This is a genomic window from Mesorhizobium sp. M0991 (assembly GCF_040318915.1).
Classification (GTDB): Bacteria; Pseudomonadota; Alphaproteobacteria; order Rhizobiales; family Rhizobiaceae; genus Mesorhizobium.
The window spans coordinates 53060-69024 of sequence record NZ_JAMYNE010000021.1 but is presented as its reverse complement, the minus strand read 5'-3'; the positions used below and the strand labels follow the sequence as shown (position 1 = coordinate 69024).

Genomic DNA, 15965 nt, shown 5'->3' with positions numbered 1-15965 from the left:
TGGTTTGCGAGAAAGGCTGGGCGTCTCATGAAACGTGCTGTGCTTTCGTTTGCTCTGGCAATGCTTACTTGGCAGGTTCAAGCGGCAAGCTGTCCTGATTTTCACGCCAGCACCATGGACGCAAACGGCGCAAGTCCCGCAACCTGGCGGCAGGATTACCCCTCCGTCTATCCTGATCCCGATGATCGCCAGCCTTGGGAGGCGTTCAATTTTCGGACTGCACCAGTCGAGTACATGAATGCCGTCCTGGGGACCGCCAAAACCTCCTTCCAGATCAAAGATCGAAAACTGACGGCATCCGGCCAGGGGGACTGGTGGATCTCGCAATGGCTAGATTATTCCAACGCTGGCCGCGAACCGCTGATGGGATTGACCAAGGAGCGCGGTCCTGATCCTGGCGACCTGTCCGAAACGAGCCCCGACGGGTATCAGGTTTGGGCAGTCGGCTTCTACAATCGACCGGGCGCGGCCGTTCTAGGGGAAATCTTTGCTCAGCCCTGCAATCCGTCCTTGCCGGTTGCAGTCAAGTTTCCGGCGGATACCGCTTCGATCAAGTTCCTTTTCACTGATGCCTCCACTGACGAACTGACCTACCTCAAGGACGGGCCCGAATACGACGCCTATATTGATCCCCCGGGATCAGGCAGTTCGGGTCATGCGGCCAGTGAGCGGAAACTCTCACAGGTACGGCTCCTTCAAGTCGACATCGCCATCAAGGACGCCAGGTCGCGAGAGACCGGCTGGGTTTTCGGCACTTTCGTCTGGAAGGGCCCGCCCAAAGGAGACCAGTTCTTCGACAATCTTGTTCCGGTCTCATTGCAATGGGGCAATGATCCGGGTGTCTATGATGCTTCGATCCGGCAAAGTTGGATCAGCCCGGACCTTCGCGGGGTAACTTATGGTTGGCGCAGCCGGCCAACCCTAGGCTTCATGGGGCGGGCCAATGGCCCCGCGGACAACATCCGATCTTCCTGCCTATCTTGCCACGCGGCTGCCAGAACCCCGCGGGCCCTCATCGGGCTCCTCGACAACCGTTTCGATATGACGAAGTTATACGATCCTGCGCTCGTGAAATCCCACGTCGATACCTGGTTCCAGAACGTCAAGGGAGGGCAGTTGTTTCAGCCTTCCGATCCTGCCGTCTCGTCGTTGGATTACTCACTTCAGCTCGAGACTGGCATGTTTCGGATTTGCCTCGCATGCGCGGCAGGTGATCTGCAAGGCCAGACGCCAGATGTCTGTCGCGCGAGTGGCTTCTACAATCGGCCCGTCTGCAGCGCGCCGACCACCGACATCGTACGAAAACAAGTGCTTCAGTCCGTACCACCACCAAGACAATAACCATGCGCTGATCAAACAAAACTCGGCCACGAGGAGCGGGGGAGAGGGAATGTATCAGTCGAAGGCAATACATGCGCTGAGCCGTGGCAAGGAACCGTTGTCGCAGGACGTCATCGACACGCTCTGGTCGCTTTTCCGCGAGATCGGCGCTCACTGGTCCCTCGAAGATGATGCTGAAGCCTACCGGCTGCGCTTTCTGACTTTCATTGAAAACAGGATCGAGCTCGATCCGCTCTATCAAGGTTACTATCGCGATGGAGCGGCCTTCATCGATGAGCTCAGAGATAAGATCGGAGCCGCCGCCGCGTTCAATCGCATCTTTGCCAACAAGCCAAGGATCGCACCGTCGGGTGTGCCTGCGACAATGCTCGAGGCGTTGCAACGCTTCGTCGCGAACGAGTTCATAGCCCTCAGGCTTGCGCTGGGTGGGTTCAAGTCTTTCGGCGCCGTCAACTATTGCGGATACTTTGGCGGGGCGAACATTGACGGTGAGCCGACCCCTTATCGTGAACGGAGCTGACGATGACGGTCGGTACCCTGATTATCGGGTCGGGCGTTGCCGCGACAGCTCTGGCCCAAACCATTCTTGAGCATGATCCCCAAGCCTCGATCTTGATCCTGGAGGCGGGGGTTCGCGTGAAGACCAAGGACTTTGGACTTTGGGAGCACTATCTGATCACCGGCAAGCTGCCCTATGACCCGTACAGAGATCTACCCTATCCCCAACGCGATTTTTCAGGCGAGAATGAGAGTGCAGGCGGCACCGACATGCCGCTCATGGGAGCCAGGGTCTTTGCCTATGGTGGCTCGACGCTTCATTGGGGCGGTTGGGCCTTCCGGCTGAAGCCCGAGGATTTTCATCTGAAATCGAACACCGGTGAAGGGATCGATTGGCCATACGATTACGACGTGCTTGAACCCTATTACTGGCGGGCTGAGAACCACCTTGCCGTTTCCGGCGACTCTTCAGACACCTCGCCTCCGCGAAATCCGCTTCATCCCTATCCGTTCCCCCACTTCCCCCTTACCCTCCAAGACAAGCCCATGGCGGACGCGATGGACGAGATCGGCATGTCGCATGGACATATGCCGATCGCCCGCCGGGGCGTTTCCGATATTCCTTCACGCCACGCCCCCTGCCAAACGACGGGCACCTGCAAGTACTGTCCGTTCGGCGCGCGCTACGCGGCGTGCAACTACCTTGACGAATTGCGAGAGTGGAACGACTACCCAGGTTTGTCCGTCAAGCTCGGAGCGGTCGTTCTCGAAATCCTGATGGACGGGAAGCGACGAGCGACGGGCGCCGTCTTTTGGGACAGAGAAAGCGGTGAGACGCATAAAGTCGAGGCCGATCGTGTTGTGGTGGCCGCCGGTGCTATCGAATCCGCCAAGCTTTTGCAGCGTTCAACTTCGAGCGATTGGCCCAAGGGCATAGGGAACGACCATGATCTGGTTGGGCGATATCTGATCACTCATCCCTATTTCATCTTCACCTCGACGCTGCCGGCCAATCCGGACGGGCTTCAGACGGAGATGAATTTCCCCACCCTTGTTACGCGGCACTTTGATAGTCAGGCAGAGCAAAAGGACGGCAAATTTGTCCTCGTTGCTCCACCTGAGACCGGTACCCAAAGCTTGGCGCAGCAGATGCAACGCGGACTGTCGCGCGGCGAAATCGATAAGATCCTTCTCGGGCCTACGCGTATCCAGATTCATGGCATGCTCGAGGTGTTCGGCCGGCCGGAGAACTTCGTGAAGGGCGTTGAGGACGTCAACCGCATCGGCCTTCCAATGACCCATGTCGAGTACACGAAGGATAAATGTTTCGATCACCGAATGGCAGTTATCCAGGAAAAGGTCGCCGCTATCTTTAGAGCAATGGGAGCGCCCCCGCCCAACAAGCAGGCACCTTCCTGGCGTGCGGATCATGCGGCCTCTGTCTGCCGCATGAGTTCTAACGAAGCTGCTGGTGTCGTGAACGAGGACCTACGCGTTCACGGTACAGACAATCTCTATGTCGTCTCGAATGCAGTGTTCCCGAATCTGGGTGCCATCAACCCGACCCTTACACTCACGGCCTTGGCGCTGAAATTAGGCGACCACTTGAACACTTTGGGGAGCACTAATGACCGATCCCAAACTCGAAGCAAAAAAAGTCGACCTGCTGTCGCGACTTCAGTTAGCCCTTGAGCTCGAATGGTCGACATTGCCGCCGTACCTGGTTGCGCTACTCAGCATAAAGCGACCGCAGAACCGTGAAGCGGCAGATCTCATTCGCGGCGTCGCCATGGAGGAAATGCTTCACTTCGCGCTCGTGGCCAACGTCATCAACGCGCTCGGTGGGTACCCAAAAGTCGCAAAAGATAATTCTCCATCCTATCCGCTGACGATGACATTTGAAGGGCGGCCGTTCGCTGACCGGAGTTTCCCGATCGCTTTGACGCGGTTTTCGAACAGCTCGATCGCCACCTTCATGAAGATCGAAAAGCCGCAAGAGCCGAAATTCAAGACGCTGGCCCTGAAGGACAAGCTCGATGTACCGGCTCCGACGATCGGAGAATTCTACGAGGGTATTCTAACGACGTTGGATGAGCTCGACACCGCCCTGCCGGGCTCGCTTTTCAATGGTGACCCCGATCGCCAGCTGGAAGGAGACTACTTCTGGGGAGGGGGAGGGAAGATCATCGTCGTTTCTGATCTAACGACCGCCAAAAAAGCGCTGGAGACGGTGATCGAGCAAGGTGAGGGCGCATGGCCCTTCTCGCAGAAAAGGTTCGCTGAGGTCGCAGGTGAGCGCTTGTCCATGGGGCACTACTATCGCTTCAGCGAGATTTTCTACGAACGGCAGTTCCTATCGAGCGATGATCCGCTCGGGCCCCCCAGTGGTCCGACGATGGCGATCGATTACGACGCAGTATTTCCGATCCGAGAGAACGCGAAATCGACTGACTACGAGCCCGGTTCGGCGGCGGCTAAGCTCAACGATGCTTTCAATCGCCAGTATACGATGATGATCCGCCAACTCGACGAAGCGGTGAATGGAGTGCCGACGGCGCTCTACACGGCAATCATGAACGGCATGCACGGGCTCTCATCCACCGCAAAGGAACTGATGGCAACCCCCATACCGGGATCGCCGACGTCCGAGACGGCCTGCCCCACCTTCGAGTGGATCGACTAGTCAGGTCTGGGAGGTTGGACCCGCGATCGCGATCCTGAAATCGCTGCATAAAGACGGCCGGCGAATGCTGCCCTGCCGGTGGGCCACTTGGGTGAGCAGACCCGCAAGCTAGATCTTCAGAGAAGGCAAGCCGGATCGGCGGCGCCTCTATGAAATAGCGACCCTGGCGACGCTGCGCGATCGTTGCGTTCCGGCGACGTGTGGGTCGAGGGCAGTCGCGGTATCGGCCGATCGATGAGCACCTGATGCCACAGCCGGGCGCGGACCCCAAGTTGCTTGCGAACAACACAGTGCCCAACTTTCTCTCCCGCTAGTTGAACGACGACGTCGAGATCGAGGATTAACTGCCCGGTGTCGGCGCCACAGCGGTTGGCCGTTGTGCATGCTCGCATTCGTCAATGTTACGATCGCGCTTTGGATCGCGCGCCCAGGAGCTCTTGGTCTGCGCTGTGTTCGAGATCCCGGCTGGCTCCTCCGACGCCAGATCATAATCCGACCGGTCAAAGAACATCGCGTAGGTACGATCCCAAGGCTTGAAACTCACCGGGTCGCTCGTGCCTCGTCTCCAGCGATGAGAGTAGGATCTAGACTCAGCAGGTCCTCCATAGCTTCATCCGACAGCTTGAGCGTGAACTGCAGCCATGCGCTTCCTTTGCCCGTATCGGGTTTGGCCGCAATCTGAATGCTCGTGGACAGTGGGCCCTTTTCCTTGACGGCGGAGCCTTTGACGAGGAAACCGCCGATCAACCTGTCCTCGTTCTTCTCTTGCAAGAACTCTGTCAGCTTCGGCGCATCCTCGGCGTCAAGCGTGGCGATATCGATGCCGCGGAGCTTATCGACCAGGGCGTGGACATAGGACCGGCGCAATAGGATGCGGTGGCCCGAAGCAGCGCCGCTACGTTCGGGCAACACCGTTGCGGTCGATGTTCCGGGGATCTCCAACACTTCGAAGGTCGTTCCTTTTCCGCTTTTCACGCGAAGATGGACCTTCACTGATGCGTCCACTCCCATAGTTGGGGCGACGCTTAGTCCGATGCGACCTAAGTCGGTGAGGGCGAGGTGTTGGACCTCTTGAGCGTACAACGGGCGGAGTGTGCCCAAAAAATCCATTCCTTTTACCTCGCCTAAGGAGCCGGAGCCCGAGACGGGGAATGTATGGAGGGATTTGGGATCCCACTTCAGACTGTAAGGCTTTTTCTTGTAGATGATGAATTGATCGGCCGATGCGCTGTCCTCATCGAAAGAGCGCAATTGCCCCTCCATGGCCAGCAACCGAGTTACTTTCGGCCCCGATCCTCGGGGTACGAGGTCGCAGTCCGGCGTGATCACCACCATGACTCGCTTCTTGGTGGGCTGAACGAAGATGTCCCCCAAACGCCGTCGATTGGTGTGATCGCCGACCAGCTCATCAACCCGGACACGGTGGAAAAAACGTGCAATTGGCACTGAAGGCCCGTCGAATGCGCCTTCAATTCCCTTGCTGAGTTCCTTGTCGTCTATTTTGGTGAACGCTTCGCTGGACCAATCGACCTTCTCTGCTACCAAGGCGCGAAGGTTTTCACCGAACAACCACTCGAGATAAGAGCCCATCTTCTCGCCTTCACTAGCGAGGCGAAAACGGAAGAGATAAGCCAAGTCCTTCGGCTCCAAACTGCCGATTTGTTTCAGGACTTCCTTTAACGCGCTCTCGGCCCCTGATCGCCATTCCTTCAGAGCGCGGTGGAGGACCTGGCCGAAAACGTAGCCCTGGCTAGTATCGAGCAGAGTATCAGCGGCCTCGTTTTCTATCTTCAGATCCGCGCCATTGGTGCTGACCCAACCCTTCTGCAAGAAACGAAAACGCAGTGCGAGAACGTTTTCTCCCAGGTCCTCAACGTCTTGCCGGAACGCCTGCGCCTTGTCTTTGACCGGTTCCGAAGACATCAGCACGATCGCTGGATCGTCCGCTGGCTTCGTCTTCAACAGCCTGTCCAAAAGTTGCACCGAGGCGAGACGCGCCTTGGTCTTGACAGCGGCGGTGAGGCCTTCGCCCGTGGCCTCCGGACTTAGGTAGTAGTCGAGGAATACAATCTGCGGCCCGAACTCCTTGAACTGCAACTCGCCATCCAACAATCCCGATAGTCGAACCTCTACCTTCTGGCCGCATTTCTGCAGCAATGCGATGAGCGGGTCGAGGATGGCGAGCGTCAAGCCTTTCACGGTCTTGAAGTGACCACCCGGATCGAATCGATCCTCTCGAGTGCCCACGAATTCGGCGTAGAGTGCCTTTCTTACGTTAAGCAACGCGTCAGACTCGAGGTTGTTGTTCTCCACCGCGGCAAGGGCATCGCTGATGTCACCGTCGTTCAAATTTGCTGCTTTGCATGCATCAATACCCTCGATGTCGCTCATGAAATCTAGAAGCGAACCGTCGATCTCCGTTAGTGAAGGAACGTCATAGACATCGTCGATCAGCAATATGCGTTCGATCTTGTTCTGGGAAAACGCCTCCAGAATTCGCTTCTCGTGCCCCATCGTTGTCCCCTAGCCCATGTCCAAGACGAACATGTTCAACCGTCCCTTTCGAATACGCCCGACTTCAGCGTCCATATGCAGTCGCCACTTGTGATACTCCGCGAGTTCACGCGAGATGTAGAGGCCAAGGCCACGCCCTTGCCCTGTCGGCTTCGACGTGATGAACGGCTGAAAAATCCGCTCTTTTCGATCCTCAGTGACACCTGGCCCGTTGTCCTCGACCGTCAGGGTCTTGTCGTCCCCATCCAACACAACACTGATTCTCGGAGCGAACCCATTTTCGTAGCGCTTTTGCTGCTTGAGCCAGTAGGCAGCGTTGACGATAAGGTTTTCGAGGATCTGAATAAGCATTCCGCGCACGGCGTTGACGATCATCGGTCGATCCGGGCGTTCGAAGGAGACGACGATTCCGTGGCGAGCGAATTCCCTCTCGTGATTGGAAAGTACCTGGTCTACGAGGTCCGCTATGTCGAATTTGCTCTTCGACTGCCGCTTCTCGCCAGTTAGTTCGTCAAACGCCGAGATTCTCTTGTGCAAAGTCTTCAGTTGTTCCCGTAGGGAATTGATGGTTGACTGCCGCAGACTTCCTTCGGAGAGTAATTCCATGGTGTGCCCGACCGCTCGATCCAGCTCATGGAAAATGAATTCGGTCATGAGGCCGATGCCCGCGAGGTAGACGAACTTCTCCCTCTCTTCCTCCGCCTCGGACACGACCTTTTCGATGCGTTCTGCCAGAGATGCTGATTGAGTGGTCAGTTGCGCCACGCTCTTGGTTAAGTCCGCCAGATCTGCAGCTGCAGCCGGACCCATTATCCTTCGGATACGCTCCAATGCATCATCAACCCGTTTCCGGGTATCAGTTGCCAGCCTGGTGTCCTCGTCAGCGGCGCGCCGCTCGATAAACTCGATCTCATCTGCTTCGTTGATCAACCCTCGCAGTTCGGTGTGGACGACCCACATCAGAATTTTTCTCAATGCATCAGCAGCGTCCGACTGGATCAGGCCCTCTCGGTTCGTCTGCTCACTCAGTGCAGTGTGTGGAGTCTCCAGAAGCACTCTTCCGACAACCTGTTGCCGGTTGAGCTTAAAACCGGACACGCCGAACGCGTTTTCATCGAGATCAAGCCAATCATTTGATGGATCGCCGTACGGCAGAATGCGGAACCCATAGCGGTAGAGCATCGGCCCGCCGCTCCAGTGGGAAATCTCCCGCCGCGTGTCGGCCATCTTTTCGGTGAGGCCCGCAACAGCCTCGACCACCCGCCGATTGAACCAATAGATGTCGGCGGAGAACTTGCCTAATGAGGTGAATGCCGAGGGTCGGACGGGAACAAGGCGGAAGGCGGCATGTCCCCGCTTGGCGCGTCGCTTCACCGCTTGCTGCGCCAAAGAGTGAACAGCTGCGCCTCTCTCGTCGATCCGCACGCTTCGGTGCCGGAAACGGTAGTCTACCAAACCGGTTAAAACTGGTTCGCCGTCGATCAGGTCGAAATTGATATGACAGTACGCATGAGCCGAATCCAGAAGCGCTTGGGGGATTGACGGTATGCTCACCCTTTGACCGTTGTGTCGCGCAACCAATAACCTGTTGGCAGCGCCGGCCACGAACGGATCTACCATCCTTGCTATTCTGCCCTGCAGGATGTCGGTGAACCGGACGTCAGTCCAGTCGCTCTGCAGGTCGGAGATAAGTATCCGCGTCCCGGACTCTTCTGCCGAACTCTTTTCCTCTCCCACGAAAGGCTCGATTTTGATCTCTTCGATAGACCGCTTGCTGTCGTGCGAGAACAGTGTCCAGTCAATATCGAGCAGGTTCCAATGCGTTTCCCCTGCTTTCGTGGTTTTGACCTGCAGGCCGTCACCCAGCCGCATGGCGGACAGCCGCCCAATTCCCTTATCGCCGAGATTTCGAGCACCTTGCTGGTTCTCGGTGCGACGCGAGCGTGTACCGACGCGCAGGAAGATATTCTCCAGATCGTCCAACGACATTCCGTGACCGGAGTCTCGAACCTCTATCGTGTTGGCTGTGGCATACCACGATCGAATGATACCCAAGTATTGCGCGCGATCAGTTGCGTCCCTCAGGGCTGCAACCAGTCTGTTGGCGTCGACGCTCGAAGCATCGATCAGGCAGCTCTGGAGATAGTCTGTCACTTCGGGAAGATCGTGCCCTTCCTCTTCCACACGAGCGACGATTTCCTTGAAGTCGGTGTGCGTGATCTCAACAGTGACAAGTATCTCGACGCGGGTGGATCCTGCGTCGACTGCATTCTTGATCAGTTCATACAGTGCTACCTCGTCGGAGCTTATAAGCTCTTTCCCGAGTTCAAGCAGAGTTCTCGCCTCGAACGTGAAGCTCACGTCGCCAACATGTTCTGGAACTGCATCATGCGTTCTGCCCCCCAATGCACGGATGTTCGCATGTCTTCGTAATTGCACAAAGTTAGGAACGAGTTCATCTGTAAAGAAGCCGACGCAAAGGCTAGCGCTTGTTTTTCAGCGCCTCTGCGCGACTTTTTGCACCTAAATCGAGCAGACAAGACATCCATCCCTAAGGTGGCTGTCGTCTTCAACGTCAAGGCCTCCCAGTGTTTCAACCAGCGAAAGGTTCTTCCGTCGGGCTTTCTTGCGGGCTTGGGACACTTCCCAGTCAGCCTTGATCTTGGCAACGCGCTCCGGCTTTGCCAGCTCGGCCAGCGGTTCGTTCTGGCACCAGTAAAACTGCTCTCCGACCTGTACGGCCTTCTCTTCGTATCCTTGGGCGAGCGCAAAGTACTCTGGATGTTTCTCGAGTAAACGCACCCACTCGATCTTCTGCTGATAAAAACAGAAGTAGCACCCAGACCTAGACCGGCCCCAATCCATGTAGGGTGGCAAACCCAAGCCAGAATCCTCCAGGATCCGGATGATGTCGGCCCGTACTAGGCCGTCATCTTGGAATGGGTATACCGCCAGAATGTTTGGTTTGGTGCTGATGTAGCCAGTGCGATTTTCGTCGGCACGAAGGCCGACGTAGTTGATCACTGGACCATCGCCAACGTAGGCCTCGAAGGGCTTTAGCTTCAGCATCTTCGTGCACCAACGCCGGTGGTTCGAAGGAAGCATGCCCCGGTAGACGGTCAACCAATGGTCAAAACTATCGACCGGCGTGGTTCTGACAATGGGCTTCCCGAGGATCGCCTCAAGCCTGGCGATGTAGTCGTAGGTCTCCGGCAATTCCTTGTCGGTGTCATGGAAAATGTACTCGATATTCGGGGCCCGGTCCCGAAGGTAAATCGCAAGGGCCGCGCTGTCCTTTCCTCCGCTCAAGCTGAGGATGTGGCGTGGCGCTACGTCGTTGAACGCAACGGCAATGTCAGCTTCGTATGATTTCATTTCAGCGATCCGTCTAAGCGCTCGGCCATTTGAGCAGGCTCTTGCTTTCCCTTCTTGAGCTCTCGCAAAAGGAGGTTGGCCAGAAACTGAATGCGTTTAGCATCCCCTCGGGGCAGATGGCCGGCCAAGGCATCAAGGCTGACCTCATCCTTATCGGACAAGCGGACGTCCTGAACCACTTTCACCAAATCAGTCCCGTCTGGAAGCGTGAGATTAAGCCGAACGGCGTCGGAGTTAGGCCGATCTCCACCCATGCTAAATGCTGCCGCTTCAACCTTAGCGAAGAGTTCCGCCAGCGCGCCGATTTCTTCGCCGAAACGAGCCTCGTCGCCAGGCAACCAGCGGCTGGGAGGACGGGCAACCACGAAACTTGAAAGCGCTTCGGCCCACGCTTCATCAGACAGGCCTGGGTCCCGAAGACGCAATGCAAAGGCCCGAAGCCGAGGCTCGCGAGCTGCAAGACTGACGCGTGACGCACGGGAGGCCAGGGCCGCACGATCGAACACCTGGTCCTGGGTGCCGGCGGCTTCCGCAACCCGCAGGACAATACGCTCGAGCAGCTGCGAATACGCCCCCTGAAGGTCGTTCACTGCAGAGCTTAGGTTGATCACAAACCGCTCGGCATCGGAATAAACCTCATCGCCGTCAACGTCGAAGGGGGCCAACTCACAGGCGATTGGCAAATCCTTGAAGAGGAGCGTAGCAGGTTCTCGCGCGCTGAGAAGCGCATCTCGAACCGCCATCGACATGGACGACAGAGTACGCGACTTCCTCGTATAGTCAGGGAGCTTCGCCGCGAATTGGCATAGCTCCTGAACCACGTCCAACAGGACCGGGCGCCGGGCTTGGACGCCCTTAGCGAAGACCTCGGCCAGGCGCGCAAACACCTCTGATCGTACGCCTTCGACGCTGCAGTACTGAATGTCGAAGGAGGCAGGTGCTTTCGACAGCCTGAGAAACTCATTGGCGCCAAACGTCGCTAGGAACGTGCCGTCCTCATAAACGGCCAGCTCGTGGCCGTGAATTTTGAGGATTAGGGCCAACAGAAGAGGAGACAAACCGTCTCGGACCCCGAAGGGAGCGGCTCTCAGCTCATCCAGGATCGATACGACCGAGACGCGATGCCCTCGGCCGCTCTTTATTGCCGTGATGATCTTGCTAAGAGCAGGGTGCAGCTTCAATGGGTCTTCGGCGGGCGAAGGAATCTCAAGCGCCATTCGACCGTCTCTCTCAATGTGCAAGCGTCCGGCCTGCAGAACCGAGAGATACATCGATTTTTCCGGCGGAGCCCTGTCTGGGTCAATTCCCAGCAAGCTCTTGTCGACCGAAGTGAAAATCCCTTCGATTAGCCGCATCCTGGCGGAGGCGGCGGCACTGCTGAGAGCCCCTCGGTTGATAAGTTCGTTGGCCACCTTCGGCGCCGACGAGAAGACCAAGTCGCAAATCTCGGACAAGGCGTTGGAGACGGTGCCTTTCATATCCCGCGGCTTCCCCGCGTACCACCAATTTACCGAATTCCCGCTCGCAGTCGAAACCCCGGATACCGTCTTGAAGCGTTCGGCCAACGACCGTTTCGCGTTGTGGAGCTGGCGCGATACCTCAGCAGCCGCGAAACCATCATGGGCTAGCTCGGGCGTGTTGTCCTCGATCCAACGCCACCGTTGCACTTCGGCAAGCTCATGCGACAGCACGGAGAGAGGCTGCAGTAACCCGATCAAGATGGTGCTCGGTATAATCTCAACCTGCGCTTCGATCACCTCCCATGCGGCCTCTCGCTCAGCCTCGGTGTCCACCATAACAAAAAGGACATAACCGTCGCCGGCAGGTTCCTTACGGATGGCCTCAGCCAAAGCCTCGCCGCGAATGTGCCGAACCTCAAAGTACCGCATCGTTCCGGTCTCAAGGTAGTGACGGCGAGCCAGTATCGGCATTTTCTCGAGGTATTGTCCGATGTGCGCGCTCACCTCACTGTGCTCGACAACAGCGCGTGTAGCGTTCTGAAGGGCCGCATGAAGGTTGACGCTCGAATTAGGCCACAATCGCAGGCTCCCGCGATCACCGCGCTGGAACAACAGGCCGCGCTGCTTCAGTCGTGAAATCGAAGCCTCGATTTCGTTGGGATCTTCTGCGGAGAAACAAGCTCCAAGCGTTCTTTCATTGGCTATCAGGTCGTCAGAATCCAGTAGGTTGAGCAGGCCAACCGCCTTCATCAGTCGGGCGTCAAGCGCGCCGATATCCGTGGCAACCTCGATCGTCGCGACAATCCGCAACCAGTGACTCTGATAGCTCGCCCCGCTCAATCGATGTCCGAACGATGCCCGAGCGTAGTCGTAGAAGGCAGCGAGATCATACCAGCCGTCCCCCAAGCTGGTCTTTTCGGCAAATGACTGGAGTCCGAATGGTTCGGACGAGAGCAGGAACCCAAAGAGCGATCGCTCGTGCTGTCCGAACCGCGCGAAAAATCTCACTAAGGGTGGCAACAGGGTTGGGTGCAGAGGATACAACCGGGTCGCATCAATGCTGGCAATGCCGCTGGTCTCCCCGCCAAGCCAGCCCATTGAGGCGGTTGCACTAGCGGCCCGCTTTGCTTCCCTTGTGACAGTCGTGGGCAGTGGGCTCTCGGAAATCCCGAGCGCCCCCGCTATCAACGCCGCTGTGTGAGCGAGCGGCTGGTCGAATACGATTTCTTCGAACCGTCCGGCCACCTTGTCCCATTCATGCCGAACTGCGGCCGGCAACCGCTCTGCGTAGGCCTGGAACCCCTGATGCAAAATGCCCAGCAAAACGAATGGTCGATCGCCGCTCCTGGCAGCCATTTCTGCCAGGCGCTGCAAAGCAAAGACATCCTGTCGGTCATGGCTATGGGCCGCAAATTCCAGGATTTTGCCGAGCTCATCAATGATGAGCACCATGCCTCGGCCAGCCTTGGAGGCCTTTGCCCTTACAGCTTCGAGCAGAGTCTCCAGCGACCGGGAAGTGCCGGTCGCAAGGCAGGCCGCAATTGCACCATCGATCGTTTCCCAGCCGGCAGAGCGGGCCGGCCGTTGGTGCTCCAGGCTCTCACGTACGCCGCGTGCAATTGCCTCCACTAAGCCTTCACGGCTGCCTGTGACCAGGATTGGCCATAAAGGCGCGAGATCTGGCTGGACGTCATCCAGACCAATCGAACCTGCAATGCGGGCGATCCCTTCGGATGCGTCCTGTGCCAGCAGATGAGCCAGCACGAGCGCGAAGGAGGACTTGCCTACTCCGTAGTCGCCCGTGACACGCCATGCGCGACGGTTAGACTCGCGCCGCAGGCCATCGACAACACGAAGCAATGCTGCGGCCATTGCCGGCGTCACCACATAGTTGTCGAGCGCCTTGGGATCTGTGAAGTCCTTTTCCAGTTGTGCGGACCGCAGGAACCGCGACGGCACGTTCAGGAGATCGGAAACCATTTGCCCGGAGTTACGCATCGGCCGTTTTCCCATAAATGGTGGCGAGCTTGGTGCGCTTTGCCCCGATTTCCCGACGTGTGATCAAACCCTGGATAGCTGAGGGCTGATAGGCGATGCCCCGGCCATTGGAAGACAAGTCCTCCAGGCGGCCGCGCACGTCCTCTTCATTCAGCTTGAACACCTGACCAGGCGAGCCGGGTGCCGAAGCCACGCTCCGCAATCCAAGGGTATTCTCGTCCGGGCTCGATCGCTCCCAGAAATCGAGCACGCAATATTCAAAGAGGCCCTGGGTGATCTCAGGTTTGGCTTCGCGGCGGAACGAAAAGACCGTTTCCCACCGCCCCCCCTCTACACGGCGTTCGCCCGTCGGCATCAGCAAATTGAGTGGGACCAACGGGCCATCGAGTGAATCCTCGACCGAAATTTTGCCGCCCGTGGTCGCATGATAAGTATGGATGAAGACGTCCAGATGCTGGGACAGCGTCACGTCCGAATGTTTATGGCCTAGCTTTGCCGACTGCCGCTTAAATGCCTGGAGCGCCTCGGTGCGCGTGAATTCAGGATAAGGCCATTGTCCTATTAGATAGTGCCAAGCAAAGAGTGCCGGACTGCTCTTGGACGAAGTGTTCCAATGAAGCAGCCACAGCGTACGGGCATCCTCAAGATAGGGATCGAGGCCATCAGCGGCAAAGACAGCGTGACCAAAGTCTGTGAGTTGATGCTGCTTGTCGCCGGTCGGAGAGGCCACACCCATCACGTCGACCCAAAAGCGAAGCGACCGAACCATGTTTTTGCCGACCCCTAGCTCGACCATGGCCTGCTCTTCGTCGAAGAAGATGGCAGGGTTCTTCGATATCGCCCGATACGCTTTTGGCAGCCAGGCGTAACGGCAGGCGAATGACTCGTGGCCAGAAAAGCGGAAAGTCTGGACTTGCTGCGATATTGCCTGAGATTCAGTCATTCTGCGCTCCTGACAGCAAGTTGCGGACCTCAGCGATTGCCGTCGCGATCGTCTCAACGGCCTGATCAATGTCAGCTTCTGTGGTCTGTCGTCCCAGTCCAATGCGCAGGCAACTATCCAGCAATTCCTCCGCTAGGCCCATAGCATTCAACACATGCGAAGGGCTTTGGGCACCCGAGTTGCAAGCAGATCCGGTGGAGAGCGCCACAGTATCCCTGAGTCTGGCGATAACGACATCATTGGGTGCACCAAGGGCTGAAAAGTTCAGATTGTTGGGCAGGCGATTTCCTATCTCGCCATTGACGACTACGCCGGGGAGCCTCAGAAGAAGTTCTGTCTCCAGTCGATCTCGTAGCAGGGACTGCCTGCGGTTCTCGGCTTCTCCCTCCAAGCTCATTAGCCTGCACGCCTCGCCCAGTCCGGCTATCCCGGGTACGTTCGGAGTGGCCCTATGTGACGTCGCCAGGCCATAAGCCTCGCTGGGATTGTAAATCGGCGAAATCAGGGCTCCAACGCCCTTCGGTCCATTGAGCTTATGTCCGCTCAACGCCAGATAGTCGATTTCGCTATCCAAACAGCTGAGACCCATGCGACCCGCACCCTGTGTGGCGTCGACCAGTATGGTGGCTCCGGCGTCATGCACCAATTTGGAAATCGCGGGTATTGGGTAAAGCGTACCGACCTCATTGTTGGCGGCCATAACACAGACCAATTCAACACCAGCATGAAGCGCACTTTCCAGGCTTGGCAAGACGATCTGGGCAGCTTCATCGACGTCGATCCAGGTGATTTCCACCAGCTGCAGGCGCTCTGCGTGGATCAGAGTGTCTATGACCGCACGATGTTCTACACGGCTGAGTGCGACGCTGAGAGGTGCTTTCCTGTTCACCCCGATTGCGTGCGAAATCGCTAGATGAATTGCCTCGGTCGAGCCCGATGTGAAATGGACATGCTGGGGCTCGGCATCTACCAGATGGGCAACAGCGGTACGAGCCTGCTCGACAACCAACGCGGCGGCGTTGCCAATGGTATGTTCGACGCTGTTGGCGTTGCCATAGACCTCTGACATTACCTGCATAACCAGCTGCGCTACGCGGGGGTCGATCGGCGTAGTGGCGTGATGGTCAAGGTAGATCACCGATCGAACCTTCGG

General features: G+C 57.4%; 10 protein-coding genes and 1 pseudogene. 5 read left to right on the top strand and 6 right to left on the bottom strand.

Annotation, left to right across the window (positions count from 1 at the left end; all coding sequences use genetic code 11):
* Window positions 1-27: 27 nt before the first annotated feature.
* The 5 genes and pseudogenes from NKH70_RS25485 to NKH70_RS25465 all read left to right on the top strand — a co-directional run.
* Entirely contained in the window at window positions 28-1341 is a 1314-nt protein-coding gene (locus NKH70_RS25485) for a hypothetical protein (RefSeq protein ID WP_353026364.1), read from the top strand.
* A gap of 49 nt (window positions 1342-1390) precedes the next feature.
* Window positions 1391-1861, top strand: coding sequence for a hypothetical protein (locus NKH70_RS25480; RefSeq protein ID WP_353026363.1), 471 nt, complete (start codon window positions 1391-1393; stop codon window positions 1859-1861).
* Between the two features lie 2 nt (window positions 1862-1863).
* Window positions 1864-3531 carry a GMC oxidoreductase gene (locus NKH70_RS25475; RefSeq protein WP_353026361.1) on the top strand — a complete coding sequence of 556 codons (1668 nt, stop codon included), beginning with the start codon at window positions 1864-1866 and terminating at the stop codon, window positions 3529-3531.
* Window positions 3467-4522 carry a ferritin-like domain-containing protein gene (locus NKH70_RS25470; RefSeq protein WP_353026359.1) on the top strand — a complete coding sequence of 352 codons (1056 nt, stop codon included), beginning with the start codon at window positions 3467-3469 and terminating at the stop codon, window positions 4520-4522. Before NKH70_RS25475 ends, NKH70_RS25470 begins: the two co-directional genes overlap by 65 nt.
* A 22-nt stretch (window positions 4523-4544) precedes the next feature.
* Window positions 4545-4776 (top strand): annotated as a pseudogene (locus NKH70_RS25465) (hypothetical protein); the annotation flags it as partial.
* A 286-nt stretch (window positions 4777-5062) separates the two neighbouring features.
* Here the strand turns inward: NKH70_RS25465 and NKH70_RS25460 are convergent.
* The 6 genes from NKH70_RS25460 to NKH70_RS25435 form a co-directional block, all read right to left on the bottom strand.
* The gene (locus NKH70_RS25460; RefSeq protein WP_353026358.1) at window positions 5063-7036 is read right to left on the bottom strand and encodes a hypothetical protein; all 1974 of its coding nucleotides are present in this window, start codon (window positions 7034-7036) and stop codon (window positions 5063-5065) included.
* Between the two features lie 9 nt (window positions 7037-7045).
* Window positions 7046-9397 carry a sensor histidine kinase gene (locus NKH70_RS25455; protein WP_353026357.1) on the bottom strand — a complete coding sequence of 784 codons (2352 nt, stop codon included), beginning with the start codon at window positions 9395-9397 and terminating at the stop codon, window positions 7046-7048.
* A 162-nt stretch (window positions 9398-9559) separates the two neighbouring features.
* Complete coding sequence (locus NKH70_RS25450; RefSeq protein WP_352809350.1) at window positions 9560-10411, bottom strand: phosphoadenosine phosphosulfate reductase family protein; 852 nt, start codon at window positions 10409-10411, stop codon at window positions 9560-9562.
* A complete protein-coding gene (locus tag NKH70_RS25445) occupies window positions 10408-13869 on the bottom strand; it encodes an ATP-binding protein (RefSeq protein WP_353026356.1) in 3462 nt (1153 codons plus the stop codon). Before NKH70_RS25445 ends, NKH70_RS25450 begins: the two co-directional genes overlap by 4 nt.
* Entirely contained in the window at window positions 13862-14812 is a 951-nt protein-coding gene (locus tag NKH70_RS25440; RefSeq protein WP_353026354.1) for a DUF4007 family protein, read from the bottom strand. Before NKH70_RS25440 ends, NKH70_RS25445 begins: the two co-directional genes overlap by 8 nt.
* Window positions 14805-15950, bottom strand: coding sequence for a cysteine desulfurase family protein (locus tag NKH70_RS25435; RefSeq protein ID WP_353026352.1), 1146 nt, complete (start codon window positions 15948-15950; stop codon window positions 14805-14807). Before NKH70_RS25435 ends, NKH70_RS25440 begins: the two co-directional genes overlap by 8 nt.
* Between the last annotated feature and the right edge of the window lie 15 nt (window positions 15951-15965).